The organism is Pseudescherichia sp., from assembly GCF_031979925.1.
Classification (GTDB): Bacteria; Pseudomonadota; Gammaproteobacteria; order Enterobacterales; family Enterobacteriaceae; genus Pseudescherichia.
Genome location: NZ_DALZFB010000004.1, coordinates 399,369 through 420,477, shown reverse-complemented (window position 1 = coordinate 420,477; position 21,109 = coordinate 399,369). Strand labels below are relative to the sequence as shown.

Genomic DNA, 21,109 nt, shown 5'->3' with positions numbered 1-21,109 from the left:
CGCGACGACGTGGCATGGAAATACTCCGTTGTTAATTCAGGATTGTCCAAAACTCAAAGAGTTTAGTTTGACATTAATTTAAAACGTTTGGCCTTACTTAACGGAGAACCATTAAGCCTTAGGACGCTTCACGCCGTACTTGGAGCGAGCCTGCTTACGGTCTTTAACGCCGGAGCAGTCAAGCGCACCACGAACGGTGTGGTAACGAACACCCGGAAGGTCTTTAACACGACCGCCACGGATCAGGATCACGGAGTGCTCCTGCAGGTTGTGACCTTCACCACCGATGTAGGAGGTGACTTCGAAACCGTTGGTCAGACGCACACGGCAAACTTTACGCAGTGCGGAGTTCGGTTTCTTAGGAGTGGTGGTATATACGCGAGTACATACGCCACGTTTCTGCGGGCAGGCTTCCAGCGCAGGCACGTTGCTTTTCGCAACTTTGCGTGCACGTGGTTTGCGTACCAGCTGGTTAACTGTTGCCATTAAATAGCTCCTGGTTTTAGCTTTTGCTTCGTAAACACGTAATAAAACGCCCTCATACAATATGAGGACGCGGAATTTTAGGGCTGTGCTCAAAAGGTGTCAAGAAATATACAGCGATCTCGCCTTACCAGGCGATCTGAGCAGCGTGTTTTACCGTCAGGCTAACAAAATCAGTATAGCTAACCAGGACGACACTGTTCGAAATTTGACCAGAAAGACCGCGGGCATCAATGTCTTCCTGTAGAGCATGAACGGATATGGGGGCAGCCAGCAGTAAATCAAGGTAACGGCTTCCCTTTACCGCCGCCGCTACGCCATCAGAGAGCAGCAGCAGGTCGTCACCCTCCTGCATCGTGCGCAGTAGCGTAGCGATGTCGCACTGCCAGGGAGAGTGACGAAGAGTATGCAGCATAACAGCCTCAGAACGTCATGACGACGTCATAGCGATTTAGACACTCGCGCAGCGCTTCAGGTTCCAGCGGCTGGGCATCAAGAATAAAAGAGGTTGAGGCGCTCAGCCCACGCTCGCGCAGCGAGGCCGCACACAGCCAGAGCTGTTCGATATCATAGAGCGGCAGCACCTTGAAGGTGGCGATGTAATCACGCGCAAGGATATCGCCGGGGCGCTGGTTTGCCAGCAGCTGGAAAACGCCGTCGCCAAGGAAAAAGACGCCAATCTCCTCGGTCAGGGCCGACATCGCCAGCAGCGCGTCCAGCCCTTCCCGTCCGGCAGAGGAGCCGTGGGGAGCGGAGTTAAAAATAAATGCCACGCTTTTCATCAGAACTGCACCACGCGATCGCAGGTTAAAGCCGCCTCAGCCAGCGCGCCTAAGCCGCTGAGCATAAAGCCCGGCTGGAGATTGGCTCCTGCCAGTCCGGCACGCTGGGCCTCGCTCTCATCGGTGACCCCACGCCGCAGCGCCGCCGCGACGCAGATATGCAGCTCCACCTGATGCTCAAGGTGCAGCGCCTGCCAGGCACGGACCAGATCGAACTCGTCGCTGGCGGGCGCGGTTAGCTGATTAGCGTTATAGACCCCTTCGCGATAGAAGAAGACGTTTGCCAGCTCATGACCCGCCGCCAGTAGCGCCTGGGCAAACTGCCATGCGCTACTGGCCTGCTGCGTGCCGTAGGCGGGCCCTGTCACCAGTAAGGCAAAGCGCATTACTTATCCTGCCCCTGAAAATCACCGCTCTTAAACTGGCGGATGTAGAGGTAGACCGTGTGCTTGGAGATATTCAGCCGATCCGCGACCTGGTTAATTGCATCTTTAATATCGAAGATGCCTTTTTCGTAGAGGTTCAGCACGATCTGACGGTTTTTTGCATTGTTCGAGACGTTGCGATCGGCATTCACCTCTTCAATGGTGAACTCCAGGGTTTGCATGACCAGATCGTCCACCGAGGAGGCAAAGTTCACGGCGGAGCCAACGTCCGGCGTCTCCGGCGGAATAAAGGTGTTCATAATCTGCGAGAAAGGTACATCAAGGTTCATGTTGATGCACAGCAGGCCAATGACCCGGTGCTCGCGGTTGCGGATAGCGATGGTGACCGACTTCATCAGCACGCCGCTCTTGGCGCGGGTGAAGTAGCACTTGGAAACGCTGCTGTCCGCCCCCGTCATGTCATGCAGCATGCGCAGGGCAAGGTCGGTAATCGGCGAGCCAATCTTACGCCCGGTGTGTTCACCGTTGGCAATACGAATGGCGGAGCATTTGAGATCCTGCAAGGAGTGCAGGACGATTTCACAGTGGGCACCGATGAGCATCGCTAACCCATCGACCACCGCTTCGTAGGATTTCAGGATATCGAAGTCGGTCTGATCAAAAGGCCGTTGATCCAGCAGATCGAGCTCGCTGGTTTCGTTGGTTAATAGCGACCTGGACATGAAAAAAAACACTCCTTTTCAGGAGCCTGTCGTTATGTTTTCAGGGCAGGCTCATCATTTACAGGGACAACTAAATTAATACAGCGCCTATAGCGCTTTCCAGTGTTAATTATATCTGCCCTGTAATAAAAAACCGCCGCCTGGTCAGGCGGCGGCTCTCAGCGTCTTACTTTTTATCCGCTGCAGCAGGTTGCTCTGCCGGTGCTGCCGCTTCCGCCTTCGGCTGTGCGTCCGCTTTCGGTGCCGGTTTGATATCCAGCAGCTCTACGTCGAAGACCAGCGTGGAGTTAGCCGGGATGCCCGGAACGCCCGTTTTACCATAGGCCAGTGCCGGTGGGATAACCAGCTTAATCTTGCCGCCTTTCTTGATGTTTTTCAGACCTTCGGTCCAGCCTGGGATCACGCCATCAAGACGGAAGGAGAGCGGCTCGCCACGGGTGTAAGAGTTATCAAACTCTTTACCGTCGATCAGCGTACCTTTGTAGTTAACGACCACGGTGTCGCTATCTTTCGGTGCGTCGCCGGTACCCTCTTTCTCTACTTTGTAGAGCAGGCCGGTAGAGGAGGTTTTCACATCCTTCTCTTTAGCAAAGGTGTCGCGGAAGGCTTTGCCCTTGGTTTCGTTCTCAGTCGCGTCCTTCTCCATCTTCTCCTGAGCGGCACCCTTCACGCGTGCTTCAAAGGCCTGCAGAGTCTGCTCGATCTCCTGGTCAGAGAGCTTGCTCTTATTGGCGAAGGCGTCCTGAACGCCAGCAATCAGCTGGGCCTGATCCAGTTTAATGCCCAGCTTCTCCTGCTCTTTCAGGGAGTTTTCCATATAACGACCCAGTGACGCGCCCAGCGCATAGGCTGATTTTTGGTCGTCATTCTTGAATGCCGCTTTGCTGTCGGTGGTCGCCGGGGCTTTAGCCGGGGCGTCAGCAGCAAAAGAGAGAGGTGCATTCAGCGCAACGGCCATCGTGGTCGCCAGCAGCGTGACTTTAAACAGTGATTTCATCCATATCTCCAGGGCCGGGGGCATGTTGCCCCAGGGTTTGCGTATTTGAAAAACGTACTATAAATCGTTGTGGGAGAAATCTATATAACGACATTCCCGATTATTGCCTCTTTTGTGACTATTTTTGTTTAAATTAGTTTCTTAAGGATGTCAGGCGGGCTGCGCAGACGCGTAAAGTTGCGTAGAATCCGGGCTAAAACAGATGAGGTGAAACATGCAGGATATGACGCTGGAAGCGCGGCTGGCCGAGCTGGAGAGTCGTCTGGCTTTTCAGGAGATTACGATCGAAGAACTCAACCAGACGGTCACCGCCCACGAACTGGAGATGGCGAAGCTGCGGGACCTTATGCGCCTGGTGACCGAGAAACTGAAAGCCAGCCAGCCTTCCCATATGGCCTCTCAGTCAGAAGAGACGCCGCCGCCCCACTATTGATTTTTAAAACACGAGACGTAAAAAAAGCGGGAGAATATTCCCGCTTTTTTGTGCCCGGTGGCGCTTCGCTTACCGGGCCTACACGCCAATGCTAAACCGTAGGCCCGGCAAGTTTACGCCGCCGGGCGTGGTTAGCTCAGACGATTAGTGGCAGCCGCAACCGCCGTTGCCACAACCGCCTTTACCATGACCGTGGTCATGATCGTGGCCGTGGCCACCGCAGCAGCCGTCACCGTGTTCATGGTCGTGGCCGTGGTCGTGACCGTGCGGACCGTGAACGTGGCCGTGGGCCAGCTCTTCTTCGGTCGCTTCACGAATCGCAACGACTTCAACGTTGAACTTCAGGTTCTGGCCAGCCAGCATGTGGTTACCGTCAACCACGACGTGGTCATCTTCCACTTCGGTGATCTCAACCGGTACCGGACCCTGGTCGGTTTCCGCCAGGAAGCGCATGCCAACCTGCAGCTCATCAACGCCCATGAAGACGTCTTTCGGTACGCGCTGCACCAGGTTCTCATCGTACTGACCGTAAGCGTCGTTTGCGCCAACCGCCACGTCAAATTTGTCGCCAGGTTCGTGACCTTCCAGCGCGGACTCCAGACCAGAGATCAGGGAGCCGTGACCGTGCAGGTAGTCCAGCGGCGCACTTACCGGAGACTCATCAACCAACACACCGTCTTCTGTACGTACCTGATAGGCCAGGCTGACCACCAGGTCTTTTGCTACTTTCATGATATCTCCTGAGCGTGGGTAAATTGCTGGCGCAGATTGTAACGGAATTCTGCCCCCGTGTACCCTTAAGCTTAAAAAAAGCTGGGACATATCGCTAGTCCGGATGAAAAATCCCGATCACTTGCTCATCTTTGCGAACATGCTCGCGGGCCTCTTTATCCGCCTCGCGCATCTGATGGCCGCACTTAATACACTCAACAATATCGACATTATTCTCGCGCCACATTGCCAACGTGTCCTGCGCCTGGCAGGCCGGGCACTTTGCGCCCGCGATAAAACGTTTACGTATCGCCATACTTTTTAACCTCTATTCAAACTCGTCCCAGCCATCCAGCTGCCGTCGCTCCTGCTGCATTTCGCGCTGAAAAATCTCTTCCAGCTCGCGCCGCGCCTCACGAACGCGGGAGATCTGCTGTGTATCAGTATGCACCACCGGCATCAGCTCGCGCAGCATGCGCATATCGAGACGGCGAAAATGTAGCTGCGCCCGCAGCGCCTGGTGCGGATGCATGCCCAGCGAGACCAGCGCCTTGCGCCCCAGCTCCAGCGCACTGGAGAAGGTCTCACGGGAGAACTGCGTTACGCCAGACTGGAGCAGCTCGTGCGCCTCGAAACGCCCCCGCGCCCGGGCGAGGATCGCCAGGTGCGGGAAGTGCTGCTGGCAGATCGCCACCAGTTTCATGGTGTCTTCCGGCTCGTTGCAGGTGATGACAATCGACTGCGCCGCTTCCGCGCCCGCCGAGCGCAGCAGCTCTACCTGGGTAGCGTCGCCGTAATAGACCTTATAGCCATATTTCCGCATCAGGTTAACCGCACTGATATCGCGCTCCAGCACGGTGATACGCATCTCGTTAGCCATCAGCAGGCGGCCAATGACCTGGCCGAAGCGGCCAAAGCCCACGATAATCACCTGCGGCTTATCATCCTCAACCCAGGGTTGCTCCCCCTCCTCATCCGGCGTGTTAAAGTGCCGGGAGAGTCCCTTATCGATGCCCTTCATCAGCAGCGGCGTGGTCATCATCGACAGGGTGACCGTCACCAGCAGCAGCGCCATCTGATCGTTATGGAACAGTTTCTGCGAGGAGGCGGTCGAGAAGAGCACGAAGGCAAACTCCCCTCCCTGGCTGAGCACGCCGGCGAACTGCATCCGCTCCGAGCTTCTCAGGCCGTAGAGGCGCGCCAGCAGATAGAGCACCGTGGTTTTCACCGCCACCAAAATAGCGACCGCCGCGATGACCCACGGCAGGTGGGTATAGAGCACGCCCAGGTTAAGCGCCATCCCTACTGAGATAAAGAATAGCCCCAGCAGCAGCCCCTTGAACGGATCGATAGCGGACTCCAGCTCGTGGCGGTACTCGCTCTCTGCCAGCAGCACTCCGGCGATAAAGGTGCCAAGCGCCATCGACAGCCCCAGCGCGTCCATAAACAGCGCCGATCCAAGCACCAGCAGCAGCGTGGCGGCGGTAAAGACCTCGCGCACGCTGGAGCCGGCAATAAAGCGGAACACCGGGCGCAGCAGATAGCGGCCGCCCACCAGCATCCCGGCGAAGGCGATCACCTTCATGCCGATCTTGATCCAGTCGAAGTGTTCATCGCCGCCGCCCGCCAGCAGCGGTACCAGCGCCAGGGCCGGGATCACCGCCAGGTCCTGGAACAGCAGCACCGAGAACCCCAGCTGTCCCGCCTCGCTGCGGTTCATCCCCTTATCGCGCATTAGCTGGAGCGCCATCGCGGTAGAGGACATTGCCAGGCCGATGCCGCCAATGACCGCCGCCTGCCAGGCGAAGTCGGTCAGCATCAGGAGTCCGGCGAGGATCGCAGCGCTGAGCAGCACCTGCGCCGCCCCAACGCCAAAGATTGACTGCCGCAGCTGCCACAACTTCGACGGGTTGAGCTCCAGGCCGATGATAAACATCAGAAACACGACGCCCATCTCAGAGAAATGGAGGATCTCATCGACGTCGCTGATAAATCCCAGCCCCCATGGGCCGATGGCAATGCCCGCCAGCAGATAGCCCAGCACTGCGCCAATGCCCAGCCGGGCGGCCAGCGGCACGGCGACCACGGCGGCAAACAGAAACAGTACGCCTGCCAGCAGCAGATCGGTTCCGTCCATTAGCGACCTCCCGTCGCGGTGGGTGAAGCCAGCCAGTCGCCGTAGGCTCGGGCATGGCTTGCCAGCTCCTCTTTCGGCTGGCGGCGCGCCCAGTAGACAATATAGGGCGTCATCCACTGCATGCGGCACATGGCCGCCGTCAGCTCAAAGGGACGCAGGATATCGCTAAGCGGGTAGCGGTTGAGGCCGTCGTAGCGGTAGGCGCTCTCCGGCTCGCCGGTAGTGATCACGCAGCGCCAGCGCTTACCCGCCAGCTGGTTGCCTCCCGGTCCGCTGGCGAAGCCGCGGGTCAGGACGCGATCCAGCCACTCTTTGAGCAGCGCCGGGCAGCTGTAGGTGTAGAGGGGAAACTGAAAGACGATCACGTCGTGCTCGCGCAGCAGCGCCTGCTCGCGGGGAATATCGATAAAAAAGTCTGGGTAGTGCGCATAGAGATCGTGCACGGTCACGTTGTGCAGTTGCATTGCCGGCTTAAGCAGGACCCGGTTGGCTACTGAGTCCTGGGATTCCGGATGGGCATACAGCAGCAGCACTCTGGCTGTCTGGGACATCACTCCCCTCCCGGTTCTATTTTTGTATATAGTTGTCGTTTCGGGCTACCATTGCGCCCCGGTGCGGCATTATAGGCGCACCCCACATTATCATAATGACAAATTAACATAGTCTGAACATACGGCGCTCTATGATTGTTTTCTCCTCACTACAAATTCGTCGCGGCGTGCGTGTCCTGCTGGATAACGCCACCGCCACCATCAACCCCGGCCAGAAAGTCGGGCTGGTGGGTAAAAACGGCTGCGGGAAATCGACCCTGCTGGCGCTGCTGAAAAATGAGCTTACCGCCGACGGCGGCAGCTTCACCTACCCTGCTAACTGGCAGCTGGCGTGGGTGAATCAGGAGACCCCTGCCCTCAGCGAGCCTGCCATCGACTATGTTATTGATGGCGATCGTGAGTATCGTCAGCTGGAGGCCCAGCTGAATGACGCCAACGAGCGCAACGATGGCCATGCCATCGCCACCGTTCACGGCAAGCTCGACGCCATCGACGCCTGGACCATTCGCTCGCGCGCCGCCAGCCTGCTGCACGGGCTGGGTTTCTCTACCGAGCAGCTTGAGCGGCCGGTAAGCGACTTCTCCGGCGGCTGGCGTATGCGCCTCAACCTTGCCCAGGCGCTGGTCTGCCGTTCGGACCTGCTTCTGCTCGATGAGCCGACCAACCACCTCGATCTCGATGCGGTGATCTGGCTGGAGCGCTGGCTGAAGAGCTATCAGGGGACGCTGATCCTTATCTCCCATGACCGTGACTTCCTCGATCCAGTGGTAGATAAAATTATCCATATCGAACAGCAGAACATGTTCGAGTACACCGGCAACTACAGCTCGTTTGAGCGCCAGCGCGCGACCCGTCTGGCGCAGCAGCAGGCCACCTACGAGAGCCAGCAGCAGCGCGTGGCGCACCTGCAAAGCTTTATCGACCGCTTTAAGGCTAAGGCCAGCAAGGCCAAGCAGGCCCAGAGCCGGGTGAAAATGCTGGAGCGCATGGAGTTGATTGCCCCGGCGCACGTGGATAACCCCTTCCACTTCAGCTTCCGCGCGCCGGAGAGCCTGCCCAATCCGTTGCTAAAGATGGAGAAGGTGAGCGCAGGCTACGGCGAGCGCACCATTCTTAACTCGATCAAGCTCAACCTTGTCCCTGGCTCACGCATTGGCCTGCTGGGGCGCAATGGCGCGGGTAAATCGACGCTGATCAAGCTGCTGGCGGGCGAGCTTGCCCCTACCAGCGGCGATATCGGTCTCGCGAAGGGCATTAAGCTTGGCTATTTCGCCCAGCACCAGCTGGAGTTCCTGCGGGCGGATGAGTCGCCATTGCAGCATCTGGCCCGCCTTGCCCCTCAGGAAGCGGAGCAGAAGCTGCGGGACTACCTTGGCGGCTTTGGCTTCCAGGGCGATAAGGTCACAGAGAACACCGAACGCTTCTCCGGCGGTGAAAAGGCCCGGCTGGTACTGGCCCTGATCGTCTGGCAGCGCCCTAACCTGCTGCTGCTTGATGAACCAACCAACCACCTGGATCTCGACATGCGCCAGGCCCTGACCGAAGCGCTGATTGAGTTTGAGGGCGCGCTGGTGGTGGTATCGCACGATCGCCACCTGATCCGCTCCACCACCGACGATCTCTACCTGGTCCACGACGGCAAAGTCGAGCCGTTTGATGGCGATCTGGAGGATTACCAGCAGTGGCTGAGCGACGTGCAGAAGCAGGAGAGCCAACCTGCTGATGCAGCGAAGGAGAACGGCAACAGCGCCCAGGCGCGGAAAGACCAGAAGCGCCGGGAAGCCGAGCTGCGTACCCAGACCCAGCCGCTGCGCAAAGAGATCGCCCGTCTGGAGAAAGAGATGGAGAAACTCAACGCCCAGCTGGCGAAGGCCGAAGAGAAGCTTGGCGACACCGGCCTGTACGATCAGAGCCGCAAGGCCGAGCTAACCGAGTGTTTACAGGCGCAGGCAAGCGCGAAGTCGGGCCTGGAGGAGTGTGAGATGGCGTGGCTTGAGGCACAGGAGCAGCTTGAAGGCATGCTGCAAAGCGAGTAGCGCCATGGACATCAACAGCGACATCACCTTCCGCAAGCTGACCATCTTCATGACCTTTATGGAGAAGGGAAACATCGCCCGCACCGCCGAGGCGCTGGAGATCAGCGGCGTTAGCGTCCATCGGGCGCTGCACACTCTGGAGGAGAGCGTGCGCTGTCCGCTGTTTGTGCACAAGGGGCGCAACCTGCTGGCGCTGCCCGCCGCCTGGACGCTGCTGGAGTATTGTCAGGAGGTGATGCAGCTGATGGCCCGCGGCCTTGAGGAGACGCGCAAAACAGCGGGCGTCGGCCAGGGGCGGCTGCGGGTGGGCACCCTCTACTCGCTCACCCTGGAGACGGTGCCGCGTCTGATTATGGGGATGAAGCTGCGGCGGCCGGAGCTGGAGATTAACCTGACGATGGGCTCCAACGACATGCTGCTGCAGAAGCTGGAGGATGGTGAGCTGGATGCGATCCTTATCTCGCTCTCTGACAACCAGATTGATCTGACCCAGTTTGAAGTGCTGCCGCTGTTTCACGACGATATTTTTCTGGCCGCACCGGCCTCCGCTACGCTGAATACCAGCGAGCTTGCCGATCTGCGCGACTACCGCCAGCAGAAGTTTGTCTCGCTGGCGGAGGGTTTTGCCACCTATGCCGGGTTCCAGGAGGCGTTTCACATTGCGGGCTTTGAGCCTGAGATCGTGACCCGCGTGAATGATATCTTCTCGATGCTCAGCCTGGTGCAGGCCGGGGTAGGCTTTACCCTGATGCCGGGGCGGATGAAAAAGGTGTACGAGAGCTCAGTGCAGCTGCTCAAGCTGGCAGAGCCGTATCAGATGCAGCAGCAGATCGGCATTGTCTTTGCCCGCAGCCGCGAGCACGATCCCAACCTGCTGGCGCTGGCCGCCGAAGGGCGCATGTACGCCCGCAGTTTGCAGGAGCCGCAAGCCAGTGTAGGCCCGGTAAGCACCGCGCCACCGGGCGTTTAATCCCGGTTTAGGCGCGCTCTTTAAGACGCTTCGCCAGATGCGCAACCACTTCCGGCCCGCTGCGCTCAAGAGAGACTGTCTCCCCTTCCCACGCCGCCTGACGCGTTAAGCAGGTCAGAATGCCGCCCGGCGGCATCTCAATAGCCAGCCGCGCCTCGCGCTCGTTGGCGGCAATCACCGCCTCCTGCCAGCGCACCGTCCGCGCCATGTTCATCGCCAGATCGTCCGCAATGCGCTCCGGCTGCCACAGTACGCGGGCGGTGCTGCCGCTGAGGTAGGCGCAACGCGGTTGGGAGAGCCTCACCTGGGCAAAGGCCTGCGCCAGCTTCTGCGCGGGCGCATTCAGCAGCTCGCAGTGCGACGGTACGCTCACCGCCAGACGCTGAGCTTTCGTCGCCCCTTTCGCCAGCGCCTGCTGCGCCACCTGGGCCATATCCTCATCGCGCCCGGCAATAACGATCTGCGTCTCGGCGTTGAGGTTAGCGATATAGGTGCCACTGCCGTCAACCAGCGTCTCCACCTGCGTCAGGGTCAGGCCCATGATCGCCGTCAGGCCATAGCCGTGCGGGTAGGCCTGCTCCATCAGATCGCCGCGTAGCGCCACCAGGCTTAACGCATCTTTGAAATCCAGCGCCCCGGCGATCACCGCCGCCGGGTAGGCACCAATCGACAAGCCGCTAACCAGATCCGGCTCAATGCCGCGGCGCTGCATCTCCCGCGCCCAGGCGACACCAGCAATCAGCAGGGAGAGCTGCACCGCGCGGGTATGTTTCAGCGCCTCAGGGCTGTCGAGGGTGTCGGCCTCCGCGCCCAATACTTCACGCACCTCGACCATCTCGTGTCCCGGCAGATGTTGCAGCATGCCGGGGCGCTGGGTTCCCTGTCCGGGAAAGGTAAACAGAATTTTCATCAATCCTCCCTGTGCCAGGGATCGCTGACCAGGCGTGGGCCCCGGCTGGTTTTAAGCAATACGCGCCCATCGCGCAGCCACTCGTTAAGGGCGAAGCCGCCGAGCGGCGTATCCACCTGGGTATCGACCCGACACAGGGCCGTGGTCAATGGCGTCTGCCAGCGGAGCAGCAGCTCGCGGGAGAGCGGTTGCGGGGCGCGGATCAATAGATCAAGATCGCTGCTGGCGTGGATCACTGGAATGCCGGTGGCCAGCGCATAGCCGCTGCTGCCGGTGATGCCCCAGACCCACGGCCACGCCTGCTGGGCAAGCTGCAACGCCACCTGCACCGGCGGCTGGGAGATAAACGGCGAGCGCAGCAGATCGTTACTGTCCACCAGTTGCTCCGGGGAGACCACCCGCACCACCTGCGATGCGTCGGTCCAGCCCGCTGCGCGCTGGTCGCGGCGGATCCCTCGGACGCCAACCGGAATGCGCTCCTCGTCCACATCACGCCGCACCACCACCGGCAAACCAGGATGCCAGACCGTCTCCACCCAGGGTTCCTCAACCCCGGCGAGAGCCTCGCGGTTTGTCAGCCAGATAAGATCGTGGGGGCGCAGTGTGGTCATAGTTACATTCCTGAAGTCAGCGAGATAAACAGCGGCAGCGACAGAATACACAGTACGGAGCTTAACAGCAGCACGGCTTCTGCATCCGGGGACTGCACGCCAAAGCGGTTACCGAACACCACGCCGAAGAAGCCCGCCGAGAGCGCAATCATCAGGATGGCCGTGATCGCCACGGAGCCGGAGAGGCCGAGGGCCAGCACGATACCCCAGGCAATCGCCGGCTGGATCAGCAGTTTGGCAATCGTTGAAGTGATAACCATGGTGTTAATTTGCAGCTTCCGCGCGGAGAGGATCACCCCGGTCAGGAAGAGTGCTGCCGCCGTAGCGGAGAGGCCCAGCGGTTTGATCGCCGCCAGCACCAGCTCCGGCATTTTGATGCCAATCGCGGAGAGAACCACCCCCAGCAGCGGCCCCATGACGATCGGTTTTTTAATTGAGCGCCACATCAGCACCGGCAGCATGGAGAGCGTAGAGCCGCTGTTGTTGCCTTCGGCACGCGCTTTTTCACGCTCAAGGATCAGCAGGCAGAACGGGGTCATTAGCACGGAGCCGCAGGCGATAGAGACCGCCACGGAGAGTGACGTCGACGAACCTTCACCGAGCACGCTGCCCAAAATCGGCAGGCCCAGCGCAGCGTAGTTCGGCAGCGCAACGGTAAGGGTCAGCACGGCGGCATCCTGCGGCGACTTTTTAAAGACTTTTGTCGCCAGGAAGTAGATGGCGGCATAGGTGATCCACATCGCCAGGGTCAGGACCAGAATCAGCGGCGACTGGGCGACAATGCCGGTCCACGGGGTCTGCACCGTGGCGCTAAACAGCGCGGCAGGCAGGGCAAAATCCATCACGAAGATATTGAGCAGGGAAACGTTTTTATTATCAACCATCTTTGCTTTGCCGGCCCAGAATCCCAGCAGCATGATGATAAAAATCGGTGCGAGAGCATGAACAATTACGTAAGTCATAAAAAATCACCTGTGGTTAAAAGTTTTAGCACTGGCGCGATGATTATTATTTTTTCAGGGCGTCGTTCTCCTCGCGGGCGCAGCGGGTGCGCCCACGGGGACTTACCTCTGGCAGGTCTCTCTTTTCTTACCAGCTCGCTTTCATGCGCTCGCGCACAAGAAGGGAGCTATGGCGGTTGTCAGCCCCGAGACGGTTTTTCAGCGTCCGGTCCTGACGAGCGTCATGGATGGCCTGTTGCAGGGTGCTGTGCACCTGCGCCAGATCGTTATCGGTTGGTGCATCGGGATTGCTGATATCCAGCAGATCGGCCAGCAGCCCGAGGGTAGCGTAGTTGTCGATGTCGTAGGCCATCGGCGGAATGGTCGCCGCCAGCTTCTCCAGCGCCTCGACGGTACGCAGCGTAATGCGCGCCGCAGACTCTTTACCCATCGCGTGGATCAGGACACCTTTATCGTTGAAGGCGATCAGGCGGTTGGCCTGGTAGCCGTGGGCCAAAAATGCCCCGGACATCGCTTTCCCGACGATCAGCCCAATCACCGGATGGCCCGCCAGCCGTGCGTTGGCATAGGCCGCAGCGGCCCCGGCCAGCGCCTGGTGAATACCAAACGCCTCTTCACGGCGACCATAGGCCTGGCTTGGCACATCGATTACCGCCACAATCGGGCGCTTAACGGCGCTGTCGGCATCCAGGGCGATGGTTTCACTCACCACCTTCGCCAGGGTCCACCCCTCCAGCAGCCCGACTTCACCCTGGGCGGCGCGAGGATAGTGGTTGTGGGCATCCGGAACCACGGTAATGAAGCGCACTGCTTCCCCGTTAAGCTCGCCATCAGCGGCCTGAACGGACGGGCATAGCCCTGTGAGACGTGTGGCATTGGGCGCGAGTTTTTCCAGCCATAACGCGCCGCGGCTTACTGAATGACTCATTATTTCTCCTCCCGGGCAAAGAGCGCTTTGATCTGTTCGGCATCAGCCTGTTTCGCGGTATCGAAATGGCTCAGGCGATCCAGATACCAGGCGTAGTTGTCGGTGCGGTGCTTAGCCGGAACGCCTTTGGCGATGGCGTCATTCATCGCGCCTTTCACGGCATTGATGCCGTCGCCCACCAGCGCATCCACCAGCCCGCTCTGATAGCGGATCTCGCCGCCGGTCATGCTCCAGATAAACGGCCTGTCACGGGAGTCGTACTCGGCAATGCCCGCTTCCTGCTCAATAACCTGCGGGCCGTTGAGGCCGAGACGTGCCTCACGGGTGACGATCAGGTAGCTACAGAGCGCCGCGGCAATGGACATCCCGCCGAAGCAGCCCACCGTACCGGCCACAATGCCCACCACCGGGGTGTAACGGCGCAGATCGACAATCGCCGCATGGATATCAGCAATCGCCGCCAGGCCGAGGTTGGCCTCTTGTAAACGTACCCCGCCAGTCTCCAGACAGAGCACGGCCTGGGTAGGAATGCCGTTGCGGTTATCTTCCGCCGCCAGCTCCAGCGCCGCCGCCATTTTTGCGCCTGACACCTCACCCATGCTGCCGCCCTGGAAGGTCCCTTCGATAGCCACCACCACGGCGGGCTGACCGTTGATGGTCCCTTTGGCAACCACCATGCCGTCGTCGGCCTGCGGTACGATGCCCTGCGGCCCCAGCCACGGCGAGATAATGCCTTCAAACGGATCCAACAGCTCGCGGAAGCTGCCCTCATCCAGCAGTGTACGCGCGCGCTCACGCGCTTTCAGTTCGATAAAGCTGCGGTCATCACGCATAGCTCACCCCCTCAAATACCTGTTCGATACGAATGCGTGCCACGCCCGGCGTTGCGCCAAAATCGTGAATAACCAGCTTGCCCGCAGGCAGCTCGCTCACCACGCCGAGGCGGTTAAACAGCGCCTCCCAGCGGGCACGGCTGTTGTCTACGGAGGTGGTGATATCAATAGTCAGCGTTTCGCCCGGCGCGGCGGTGAATAACACCTCCATATCGCCGGAGCCGACAACGCCTGCCAGCGCTTTGCCGCTTAGCGTGCGGCTGGCGGGCACAGAGATTGTGATCTGTTCCATAACATCCTCTTAATGCTTTAAATAGGGCGATTCGACACGGTCGAGAAACAGGGTCGCTGCGAGCAGATCCGCTGCGCCACCCGGCGAGGCGTTGAGCATCAGCATCTGGCGATCTAACCTCGCCAGCGCCTGCTGCCCGGCCAGCTGCGCGGTGCCCCCGGCGTTGAGCACGGCACGTGCGCCAAACTGCATAGCCTCGAGTCCCTCCATCCCGGCGCGTGAAAGTACGCAGGTGTCGGTCAGCGAAGTCATGATCGCCATCAGCGCATCGAGCTTTGCCTGCGTTTCGCTGCTGCCGTTCAGCCGGCTCTGACGCAGCTGTGGCAAGGCGCATTGCATGATATGGGGAAACCCCTGCTGGGCCTCTTCACGGGCACCCGGAACGCGATAGCGGTGCGTAGCGCGAAGTCCTTTGCTAAAGACCTTCGGGGCGGCGTCATCCGGCAGCGTCGCCAGCGCTGCGGCGGTATCGGCAATCTGCTGCGCACTGCCAGCACCACCGAGCATCGCCACCGCGCTGACCAGCAACCCCAGCGCCCAAATCGCACCCCGGTGGGTATTCACACCATAGGTGGCTGCCATCATCTGCTGCTCGCCCTCGCGGCCGAGTCGTCCAATAGTTTGTCTGAGCGCAATATCCGCTGGCCGCTGCCAGCTCTGCTGCGCCAGGGCCTGAAACGTCGGGGTCAGGCTGCGCGCCGAGCGCTCCATCAGCGCTAACGACAGGTCGTGATGCGCGCCGTTTCCCCGGCTGTCCACAAGTCCGGGCTTCGGGCTTAGTCGTGCTTCGTCAATCAGACACTGGGTGGCGGTATGCGCCAGCCACTCGGCACCGCCTGTAACCTGAATTTGTGGCAGATGTTTCATTACCAGCTCCGGAATTTCGCAGGTGGGTTGTAGAGGCCGTCTGACCACTCGACCAGGTCAGCCACGCTGCCTGCCGCCAGCAGAGAGCGGGTGGCATCGGAGCGGCGAATACCCATATCTTCCGGGTAGAGCACCTTGCCGCTTTGCCGCAGGGCAGCGACGCGTTTGGCATCAACGCCCAAACCGATGTCGGTGATCCCGGCCACTGCAGCGACCATCGCCCGACGCTCCTCCATGCTCTCGGCGCGCCACAGGTGAGCCAGACCCTCTTCGGTCAGGACGTGGGTCACGTCGTCGCCGTAGATCATCACCGGTGCCAGCGGCATGCCGGAGGCTTTTGCAACTTCAACGGCGTCGAGTTTCTCAACAAAGGTCGGTTTTACGCCGGCCTGGAAGGTCTCTACCATCTGCACAACCAGTTTTTTACCGCGCTGTAGCGGGTCCGGTTCGGCAATCATGTTGAGCCAGGCCGGGGTGGCGTGACGGCGGCCGTGAGGATCGTGGCCCATGTTAGGCGCACCGCCGAAGCCGGAGAGGCGGCCCCGGGTCACCGTTGAGGAGTTGGCGTAGCCATCCACCTGCAACGTTGAGCCGATAAACATATCTACCGCATACTGGCCAGCCAGCTGGCAGAAGGCACGATTCGAGCGCATTGAACCGTCGGCACCGGTAAAGAAGACGTCAGGACGGGCGCGGATATACTCCTCCATCCCCAGCTCGCCGCCGAAGCAGTGAACGCTCTCCACCCAGCCACTCTCAATCGCCGGGATCAGCGTCGGATGCGGGTTCAGGGTCCAGTGCTTACAGATTTTGCCCTTCAGGCCGAGCTGTTCCCCGTAGGTTGGCAGCAGCAGCTCGATAGCGGCGGTGTTGAAGCCGATCCCGTGGTTCAGGGACTGCACCTGGTGCTCGGCGTAGATGCCTTTGATTGCCATCATCGCCATCAGGATATGCTCCTGCTTGATCAGGCGCGGATCGCGGGTAAAGAGCGGTTCGATAAAGAACGGCTTGTCGGCCACCACCACGTAGTCGATCCACGATCCGGGGATATCGACACGGGGCAGGTCGGACTCGTCATCTACCAGCTCGTTGACCTGCGCAATGACGATACCGTCATGGAACGCCGCGGCCTCCACCAGCGCCGGGGTATCTTCAGTGCTTGCGCCAGTGTAGAGATTGCCCTTACGGTCGGCTTTGAAACCGGCGATCAGCGCCACGTTCGGAGCCAGGTCAACATAGAGGCGTGAGTAGAGTTCGATGTAGGTGTGAATAGCGCCGATCTCGAGAAGATCGTCCTCTAACAGCTGGGAGATGCGCAGGCTTTGCGTCCCCGAAAAGGAGAAGTCCAGTTTGCGGGCGATGCCCTTTTCGAAAATATCGAGATGCTCGCTGCGCCCGACGCTTGGCATGATCATATGCAGGTCGTGCACTTTTTGTGGATTGACCTCCGCCAGCGAGCGGGAGAGAAAGTCTGCCTGCTTCTGGTTGTTCCCCTCAAGGACCACCCGGTCGCCCGGCGCAATCAGTTTTTCCAGCATGGCGACAAGGTCGCCGGTCGGCAGTACCTTGCCCTGCACCGGTACAGAGTCCAGACGGCGCTGCTTCTCAGTGCGTCGTGTGTTCCATACCCGCGCTGGCTTTTGCCCAGATAACATTATTAACCTCCTGATTCAGCTAATCATTTTGATTTGCTTAACGCTGAAACAAGTGTGCACCCTGTAGAAAAATGCATCAATAAAGCGACCGGCAGGATTGTTAGCCTGAGAGTAATAATCAAAATAAGGATTTGTGATTCAGATCAGACCAGAGGGTAGAAAAATGCGCTAAGGCGGGATGATGCGGGGGTATTGACCCATTTTCATAAACATAATTTATCTGTGAAGGTATAGTATTCAGCAGATCACTGAAGAATATATCGCACGAGATGGCCCAGATAACTCCCTTAACACTCCCCGCTGCGGCGGAGGATAACGTTGAATTCCGCCCGATGCCGGGGGCGCGTAACCCGCATTTGCAGACGATGCTGCCGCGTATTTTGCGCCGTCGCCTGCAATTTACCGCGCAATGGCAGCGTCTTGAGCTACCCGACGGCGACTTTGTCGATCTGGCGTGGAGCGAAGATCCGCAGCAGGCAAAAGATAAGCCCCGGCTGGTCGTCTTTCACGGCCTGGAGGGCAGCCTGCATAGCCCCTACGCCCATGGACTGATCCACGCCGCCAAACAGCGTGGCTGGCTCGGGGTAGTGATGCACTTTCGCGGCTGTAGCGGCGAGCCTAACCGCCTGAACCGCATCTACCACTCTGGCGAAACCGAAGACGGCAGCGCGTTCCTGCACTGGCTGCATAATGAGTTCGGCCCGGCACCGACGGCGGCGGTGGGCTACTCCCTCGGCGGCAATATGCTTGGCTGCCTGCTGGCGAAAGCCGACGATAGCCTGCCGCTCAACGCAGGGGTAATTGTTTCGGCTCCGCTGGTGCTGGAGGCCTGTAGCCTCCATATGGATAAAGGTTTCTCACGTTTCTACCAGCGCTACCTCCTCAACCTGCTGAAAGCCAACGCTACACGCAAGCTGAAGGCCTATCCCGGCTCTCTGCCGATCGATCTCGCCCAGCTTAAGCGCGTGCGCCGCATCCGTGAGTTTGATGACCTGATCACCGCGAAGGCGCACGGATTCGATGATGCCATCGACTACTATCGCCGCAGCAGCGCTATGCCGGTGCTGCCGCAGATCCGCAAGCCGACGCTGATTATCCATGCTAAAGACGATCCCTTTATGGATCACCACGTCATTCCGGCAGCGGGCCATTTACCCGCTAATATTGAGTATCAGTTAACCGAACATGGCGGCCACGTTGGCTTTGTTGGCGGCACCCTGCGCCGTCCTGAGATGTGGCTTGAGAAGCGCATCCCCGACTGGCTGGCACCCTATCTGGAGGCATGATGATTATTCCCTGGCAAGAGGTTGCACCCGAGACGCTCAACAGCCTGATTGAGAGCTTTGTCTTGCGCGAAGGCACCGATTATGGTGAACATGAGCGTTCGCTTGAGCAAAAGGTTGCCGACGTAAAGCGTCAGCTGGAAACGGGTGAGGTCGTGCTGGTGTGGTCAGAGCTGCACGAAACGGTCAATATCATGCCCCGTAAACAGTTTCGCGAATAACGCTGCGTCAGGCGATCTGCCCTCTTCTGTTATTTATCAGGGAGTCGTTCGCTATGTCAGCCAAACATCCGGTGATTGCTGTTACAGGTTCCAGCGGGGCAGGAACCACCACCACCAGCCTCGCCTTTCGTAAAATCTTTGCCCAGCTTGGGCTGCGCGCCGCTGAGGTGGAGGGCGATAGCTTCCACCGCTATACCCGTCCGGAGATGGATATGGCGATCCGCAAGGCGCGCGATGCCGGACGGCATATCAGCTACTTTGGCCCGGACGCTAACGATTTCGGTCTGCTTGAGCAGACCTTTATTGAATATGGCCACAACGGCACCGGCCAGGCACGCAAGTATCTGCACACCTACGACGAAGCCGTGCCCTGGAACCAGATCCCCGGTACCTTCACGCCGTGGCAGCCGCTGCCGGAACCTACCGATATTCTGTTTTATGAGGGGCTGCACGGCGGCGTGGTGACGCCTCAGCATGACGTGGCACGGCATGTGGATCTGCTGGTGGGGGTGGTACCGATTATAAACCTCGAGTGGATCCAGAAGATGATCCGCGATACCAGCGAGCGCGGCCACTCCCGGGAGACGGTAATGGACTCGGTAGTGCGCTCCATGGATGACTACATCAACTTCATTACGCCGCAGTTCTCCCGCACCCACATCAACTTCCAGCGTGTCCCCACGGTCGACACCTCAAATCCCTTTGCTGCTAAAAATATCCCCTCGCTGGACGAGAGCTTTGTGGTGATCCACTTCCGCGATCTGGAGGGCATCGACTACCCCTGGCTGCTGGCGATGCTGCAAGGCTCGTTTATCTCCCACATCAATACCCTGGTGGTGCCGGGGGGCAAAATGGGACTGGCGATGGAGCTGATTATGCTGCCGCTGGTGCAGCGGCTGATGGAAGGCAAAAAGATTGAGTAGGGGGCAACGCAGATCACGTAGGCCCGGTAAGCGGAGCGCCACCGGGCACAAAATCAGCCTTCAATAACCTCATAAGAGTGAGTGATGTTGACCGCTTTCTCCAGCATCAGCGCTACGGAGCAATATTTTTCCGCCGAGAGATCCACCGCGCGTGATACCGCCGCATCCTTCAGCTCTTTGCCGGTGACGATAAAATGCAGGTTGATGTGGGTGAAGAGACGCGGAGCCTCTTCCCGGCGCTCGGAGGTCAGCTTCACCTCGCAATCGGTCACGTTCTGCCGTCCTTTTTGCAGGATCGACACCACGTCAATGGCGCTGCATCCGCCTGCCGCCATGAGCACCATCTCCATCGGGCTGGGGGCTTTGTCCCCGGAATTGCCGTCCATCAACACCTGGTGGCCCGAGGCGGATTCACCGATGAACGTCAAACCTTCAACCCATTTTACGCGTGCTTGCATTTTCATCACTCCAGAGTGGCAATTTTCCCGACAGATTACGCGCACATAACAAAACGCGCAACGGAAGGCGACCTGCATCAAGCTGAAGCGAGACACCAGGAGACACACGGCAAAAGCTATGCTAAAACAGTCTGGATGCTCCAGTAATGTATTGACATTATGCAGGTATGCAGAGGACTTCAACCATTACAGGCCGCATGCCTTTATTGACGGCCCCCTTCCCAGGAATCGGGAAGCATATGATTGCAACCCCAGCCGCCGGATATGTCCCGCGACTGGCGCCAGCTTATAACAGAGGATAACCGCGCATGGTGCTTGGCAAACCACAAACAGACCCGACTCTCGAATGGTTCTTGTCTCATTGCCACATTCATAAGTACCCGTCGAAGAGCACGCTGATTCACCAGGGTGAAAAAGCGGAAACGCTGTACTACATCGTCAAAGGCTCGGTGGCAGTGCTCATCAAGGACGAAGAAGGGAAAGAGATGATCCTCTCTTACCTGAACCAGGGAGACTTTATCGGTGAACTGGGCCTGTTTGAAGAGGGCCAGGAGCGCAGCGCATGGGTACGGGCGAAAACCGCCTGTGAAGTGGCCGAAATTTCCTATAAAAAGTTCCGCCAGCTTATCCAGGTCAACCCGGATATTCTGATGCGCCTTTCGTCGCAGATGGCACGCCGCCTGCAGGTCACCTCTGAGAAAGTGGGCAACCTCGCCTTCCTCGACGTGACCGGCCGCATCGCGCAGACCCTGCTGAACCTGGCTAAACAGCCGGACGCGATGACCCACCCGGACGGGATGCAGATCAAAATCACCCGCCAGGAGATCGGCCAGATTGTGGGCTGCTCCCGTGAAACCGTGGGCCGTATCCTGAAGATGCTGGAAGATCAAAACCTGATCTCCGCGCATGGTAAAACCATCGTCGTCTACGGAACGCGTTAAGCTTTAAGAACGGCGTG

At 59.1% G+C, this 21,109-nt stretch carries 26 protein-coding genes; 7 read left to right on the top strand and 19 right to left on the bottom strand.

The annotated features are described in order from the left end of the window. Positions 1 to 111: 111 nt before the first annotated feature. From rpsL to fkpA, 6 genes are all read right to left on the bottom strand, one after another. The gene (gene rpsL / locus RTM13_RS10245) at positions 112 to 486 is read right to left on the bottom strand and encodes a 30S ribosomal protein S12 (protein ID WP_000246815.1); all 375 of its coding nucleotides are present in this window, start codon (positions 484 to 486) and stop codon (positions 112 to 114) included. A 124-nt stretch (positions 487 to 610) separates the two neighbouring features. Continuing rightward, the gene (tusB, locus tag RTM13_RS10240) at positions 611 to 898 is read right to left on the bottom strand and encodes a sulfurtransferase complex subunit TusB (protein WP_312211928.1); all 288 of its coding nucleotides are present in this window, start codon (positions 896 to 898) and stop codon (positions 611 to 613) included. Between the two features lie 7 nt (positions 899 to 905). Then, positions 906 to 1,265 carry a sulfurtransferase complex subunit TusC gene (gene tusC, locus RTM13_RS10235; protein WP_312211927.1) on the bottom strand — a complete coding sequence of 120 codons (360 nt, stop codon included), beginning with the start codon at positions 1,263 to 1,265 and terminating at the stop codon, positions 906 to 908. After that, positions 1,265 to 1,651, bottom strand: coding sequence for a sulfurtransferase complex subunit TusD (gene tusD / locus RTM13_RS10230; protein ID WP_312211926.1), 387 nt, complete (start codon positions 1,649 to 1,651; stop codon positions 1,265 to 1,267). Before tusD ends, tusC begins: the two co-directional genes overlap by 1 nt. Then, entirely contained in the window at positions 1,651 to 2,373 is a 723-nt protein-coding gene (locus tag RTM13_RS10225; protein ID WP_042393043.1) for a transcriptional regulator, read from the bottom strand. The genes tusD and RTM13_RS10225 overlap by 1 nt, the downstream gene beginning before the upstream one ends. Positions 2,374 to 2,539: 166 nt before the next feature. After that, a complete protein-coding gene (fkpA, locus tag RTM13_RS10220) occupies positions 2,540 to 3,370 on the bottom strand; it encodes an FKBP-type peptidyl-prolyl cis-trans isomerase (RefSeq protein ID WP_312211925.1) in 831 nt (276 codons plus the stop codon). 214 nt (positions 3,371 to 3,584) lie between these two features. Here fkpA and RTM13_RS10215 point away from each other — a divergent pair, with 214 nt between their 5' ends. After that, the gene (locus RTM13_RS10215; protein ID WP_268105993.1) at positions 3,585 to 3,803 is read left to right on the top strand and encodes a protein SlyX; all 219 of its coding nucleotides are present in this window, start codon (positions 3,585 to 3,587) and stop codon (positions 3,801 to 3,803) included. Positions 3,804 to 3,947: 144 nt separating this feature from the next. Here the strand turns inward: RTM13_RS10215 and slyD are convergent, their stop codons facing one another. From slyD to kefG, 4 genes are all read right to left on the bottom strand, one after another. Further along, on the bottom strand, positions 3,948 to 4,535 hold the full coding sequence (slyD, locus tag RTM13_RS10210) for a peptidylprolyl isomerase (protein ID WP_042393048.1): 588 nt from the start codon (positions 4,533 to 4,535) through the stop codon (positions 3,948 to 3,950). Positions 4,536 to 4,629: 94 nt separating this feature from the next. Beyond that, positions 4,630 to 4,830: a YheV family putative zinc ribbon protein gene (locus tag RTM13_RS10205; protein WP_312211924.1), complete on the bottom strand. Its 201-nt coding sequence runs from the start codon at positions 4,828 to 4,830 to the stop codon at positions 4,630 to 4,632. A gap of 12 nt (positions 4,831 to 4,842) precedes the next feature. Continuing rightward, positions 4,843 to 6,651: a glutathione-regulated potassium-efflux system protein KefB gene (gene kefB / locus RTM13_RS10200; RefSeq protein WP_312211923.1), complete on the bottom strand. Its 1,809-nt coding sequence runs from the start codon at positions 6,649 to 6,651 to the stop codon at positions 4,843 to 4,845. Next, entirely contained in the window at positions 6,651 to 7,202 is a 552-nt protein-coding gene (gene kefG / locus RTM13_RS10195) for a glutathione-regulated potassium-efflux system ancillary protein KefG (RefSeq protein WP_312211922.1), read from the bottom strand. Before kefG ends, kefB begins: the two co-directional genes overlap by 1 nt. Positions 7,203 to 7,333: 131 nt before the next feature. Between kefG and RTM13_RS10190 the strand changes: the two genes are divergently transcribed. Together RTM13_RS10190 and RTM13_RS10185 are read left to right on the top strand one after the other, a co-directional pair. Next, the gene (locus RTM13_RS10190; protein ID WP_312211921.1) at positions 7,334 to 9,238 is read left to right on the top strand and encodes an ABC transporter ATP-binding protein; all 1,905 of its coding nucleotides are present in this window, start codon (positions 7,334 to 7,336) and stop codon (positions 9,236 to 9,238) included. 4 nt (positions 9,239 to 9,242) lie between these two features. Then, a complete protein-coding gene (locus tag RTM13_RS10185; RefSeq protein WP_312211920.1) occupies positions 9,243 to 10,208 on the top strand; it encodes a LysR family transcriptional regulator in 966 nt (321 codons plus the stop codon). Positions 10,209 to 10,215: 7 nt separating this feature from the next. On the opposite strand, the gene mdcH is transcribed toward RTM13_RS10185, so the two are convergent. The 8 genes from mdcH to mdcA all read right to left on the bottom strand — a co-directional run bounded on the left by mdcH (position 10,216) and on the right by mdcA (position 17,266). Then, on the bottom strand, positions 10,216 to 11,118 hold the full coding sequence (gene mdcH / locus RTM13_RS10180) for a malonate decarboxylase subunit epsilon (RefSeq protein WP_312211919.1): 903 nt from the start codon (positions 11,116 to 11,118) through the stop codon (positions 10,216 to 10,218). Beyond that, entirely contained in the window at positions 11,118 to 11,729 is a 612-nt protein-coding gene (locus RTM13_RS10175; protein WP_312211918.1) for a malonate decarboxylase holo-ACP synthase, read from the bottom strand. Before RTM13_RS10175 ends, mdcH begins: the two co-directional genes overlap by 1 nt. A 2-nt stretch (positions 11,730 to 11,731) precedes the next feature. Next, on the bottom strand, positions 11,732 to 12,691 hold the full coding sequence (locus RTM13_RS10170; RefSeq protein ID WP_312211917.1) for an AEC family transporter: 960 nt from the start codon (positions 12,689 to 12,691) through the stop codon (positions 11,732 to 11,734). Positions 12,692 to 12,818: 127 nt separating this feature from the next. Further along, complete coding sequence (gene mdcE / locus RTM13_RS10165; RefSeq protein ID WP_312211916.1) at positions 12,819 to 13,619, bottom strand: biotin-independent malonate decarboxylase subunit gamma; 801 nt, start codon at positions 13,617 to 13,619, stop codon at positions 12,819 to 12,821. Continuing rightward, entirely contained in the window at positions 13,619 to 14,452 is an 834-nt protein-coding gene (locus RTM13_RS10160) for a biotin-independent malonate decarboxylase subunit beta (RefSeq protein WP_312211915.1), read from the bottom strand. Before RTM13_RS10160 ends, mdcE begins: the two co-directional genes overlap by 1 nt. Beyond that, positions 14,445 to 14,744 (bottom strand): malonate decarboxylase acyl carrier protein, encoded by a 300-nt coding sequence (gene mdcC / locus RTM13_RS10155; RefSeq protein ID WP_312211914.1) that lies wholly within the window; start codon positions 14,742 to 14,744, stop codon positions 14,445 to 14,447. The genes RTM13_RS10160 and mdcC overlap by 8 nt, the downstream gene beginning before the upstream one ends. A 9-nt stretch (positions 14,745 to 14,753) precedes the next feature. Beyond that, entirely contained in the window at positions 14,754 to 15,611 is an 858-nt protein-coding gene (locus RTM13_RS10150) for a triphosphoribosyl-dephospho-CoA synthase (RefSeq protein WP_312211913.1), read from the bottom strand. Next, on the bottom strand, positions 15,611 to 17,266 hold the full coding sequence (mdcA, locus tag RTM13_RS10145; protein ID WP_312211912.1) for a malonate decarboxylase subunit alpha: 1,656 nt from the start codon (positions 17,264 to 17,266) through the stop codon (positions 15,611 to 15,613). The genes RTM13_RS10150 and mdcA overlap by 1 nt, the downstream gene beginning before the upstream one ends. A gap of 269 nt (positions 17,267 to 17,535) precedes the next feature. Between mdcA and RTM13_RS10140 the strand changes: the two genes are divergently transcribed. From RTM13_RS10140 to RTM13_RS10130, 3 genes are read left to right on the top strand one after another with little or no spacing between them, the layout of a single operon-like run. Further along, positions 17,536 to 18,552: a hydrolase gene (locus RTM13_RS10140; RefSeq protein ID WP_312211911.1), complete on the top strand. Its 1,017-nt coding sequence runs from the start codon at positions 17,536 to 17,538 to the stop codon at positions 18,550 to 18,552. Continuing rightward, on the top strand, positions 18,552 to 18,770 hold the full coding sequence (locus RTM13_RS10135) for a YheU family protein (protein WP_312211941.1): 219 nt from the start codon (positions 18,552 to 18,554) through the stop codon (positions 18,768 to 18,770). Before RTM13_RS10140 ends, RTM13_RS10135 begins: the two co-directional genes overlap by 1 nt. Before the next feature lie 53 nt (positions 18,771 to 18,823). Beyond that, positions 18,824 to 19,693 carry a phosphoribulokinase gene (locus tag RTM13_RS10130; RefSeq protein ID WP_312211910.1) on the top strand — a complete coding sequence of 290 codons (870 nt, stop codon included), beginning with the start codon at positions 18,824 to 18,826 and terminating at the stop codon, positions 19,691 to 19,693. A 53-nt stretch (positions 19,694 to 19,746) separates the two neighbouring features. Here the strand turns inward: RTM13_RS10130 and RTM13_RS10125 are convergent, their stop codons facing one another. Continuing rightward, positions 19,747 to 20,151, bottom strand: coding sequence for an OsmC family protein (locus RTM13_RS10125; RefSeq protein ID WP_312211909.1), 405 nt, complete (start codon positions 20,149 to 20,151; stop codon positions 19,747 to 19,749). Between the two features lie 308 nt (positions 20,152 to 20,459). Here RTM13_RS10125 and crp point away from each other — a divergent pair, with 308 nt between their 5' ends. After that, the gene (crp, locus tag RTM13_RS10120) at positions 20,460 to 21,092 is read left to right on the top strand and encodes a cAMP-activated global transcriptional regulator CRP (RefSeq protein ID WP_000242758.1); all 633 of its coding nucleotides are present in this window, start codon (positions 20,460 to 20,462) and stop codon (positions 21,090 to 21,092) included. Positions 21,093 to 21,109: the final 17 nt, after the last annotated feature.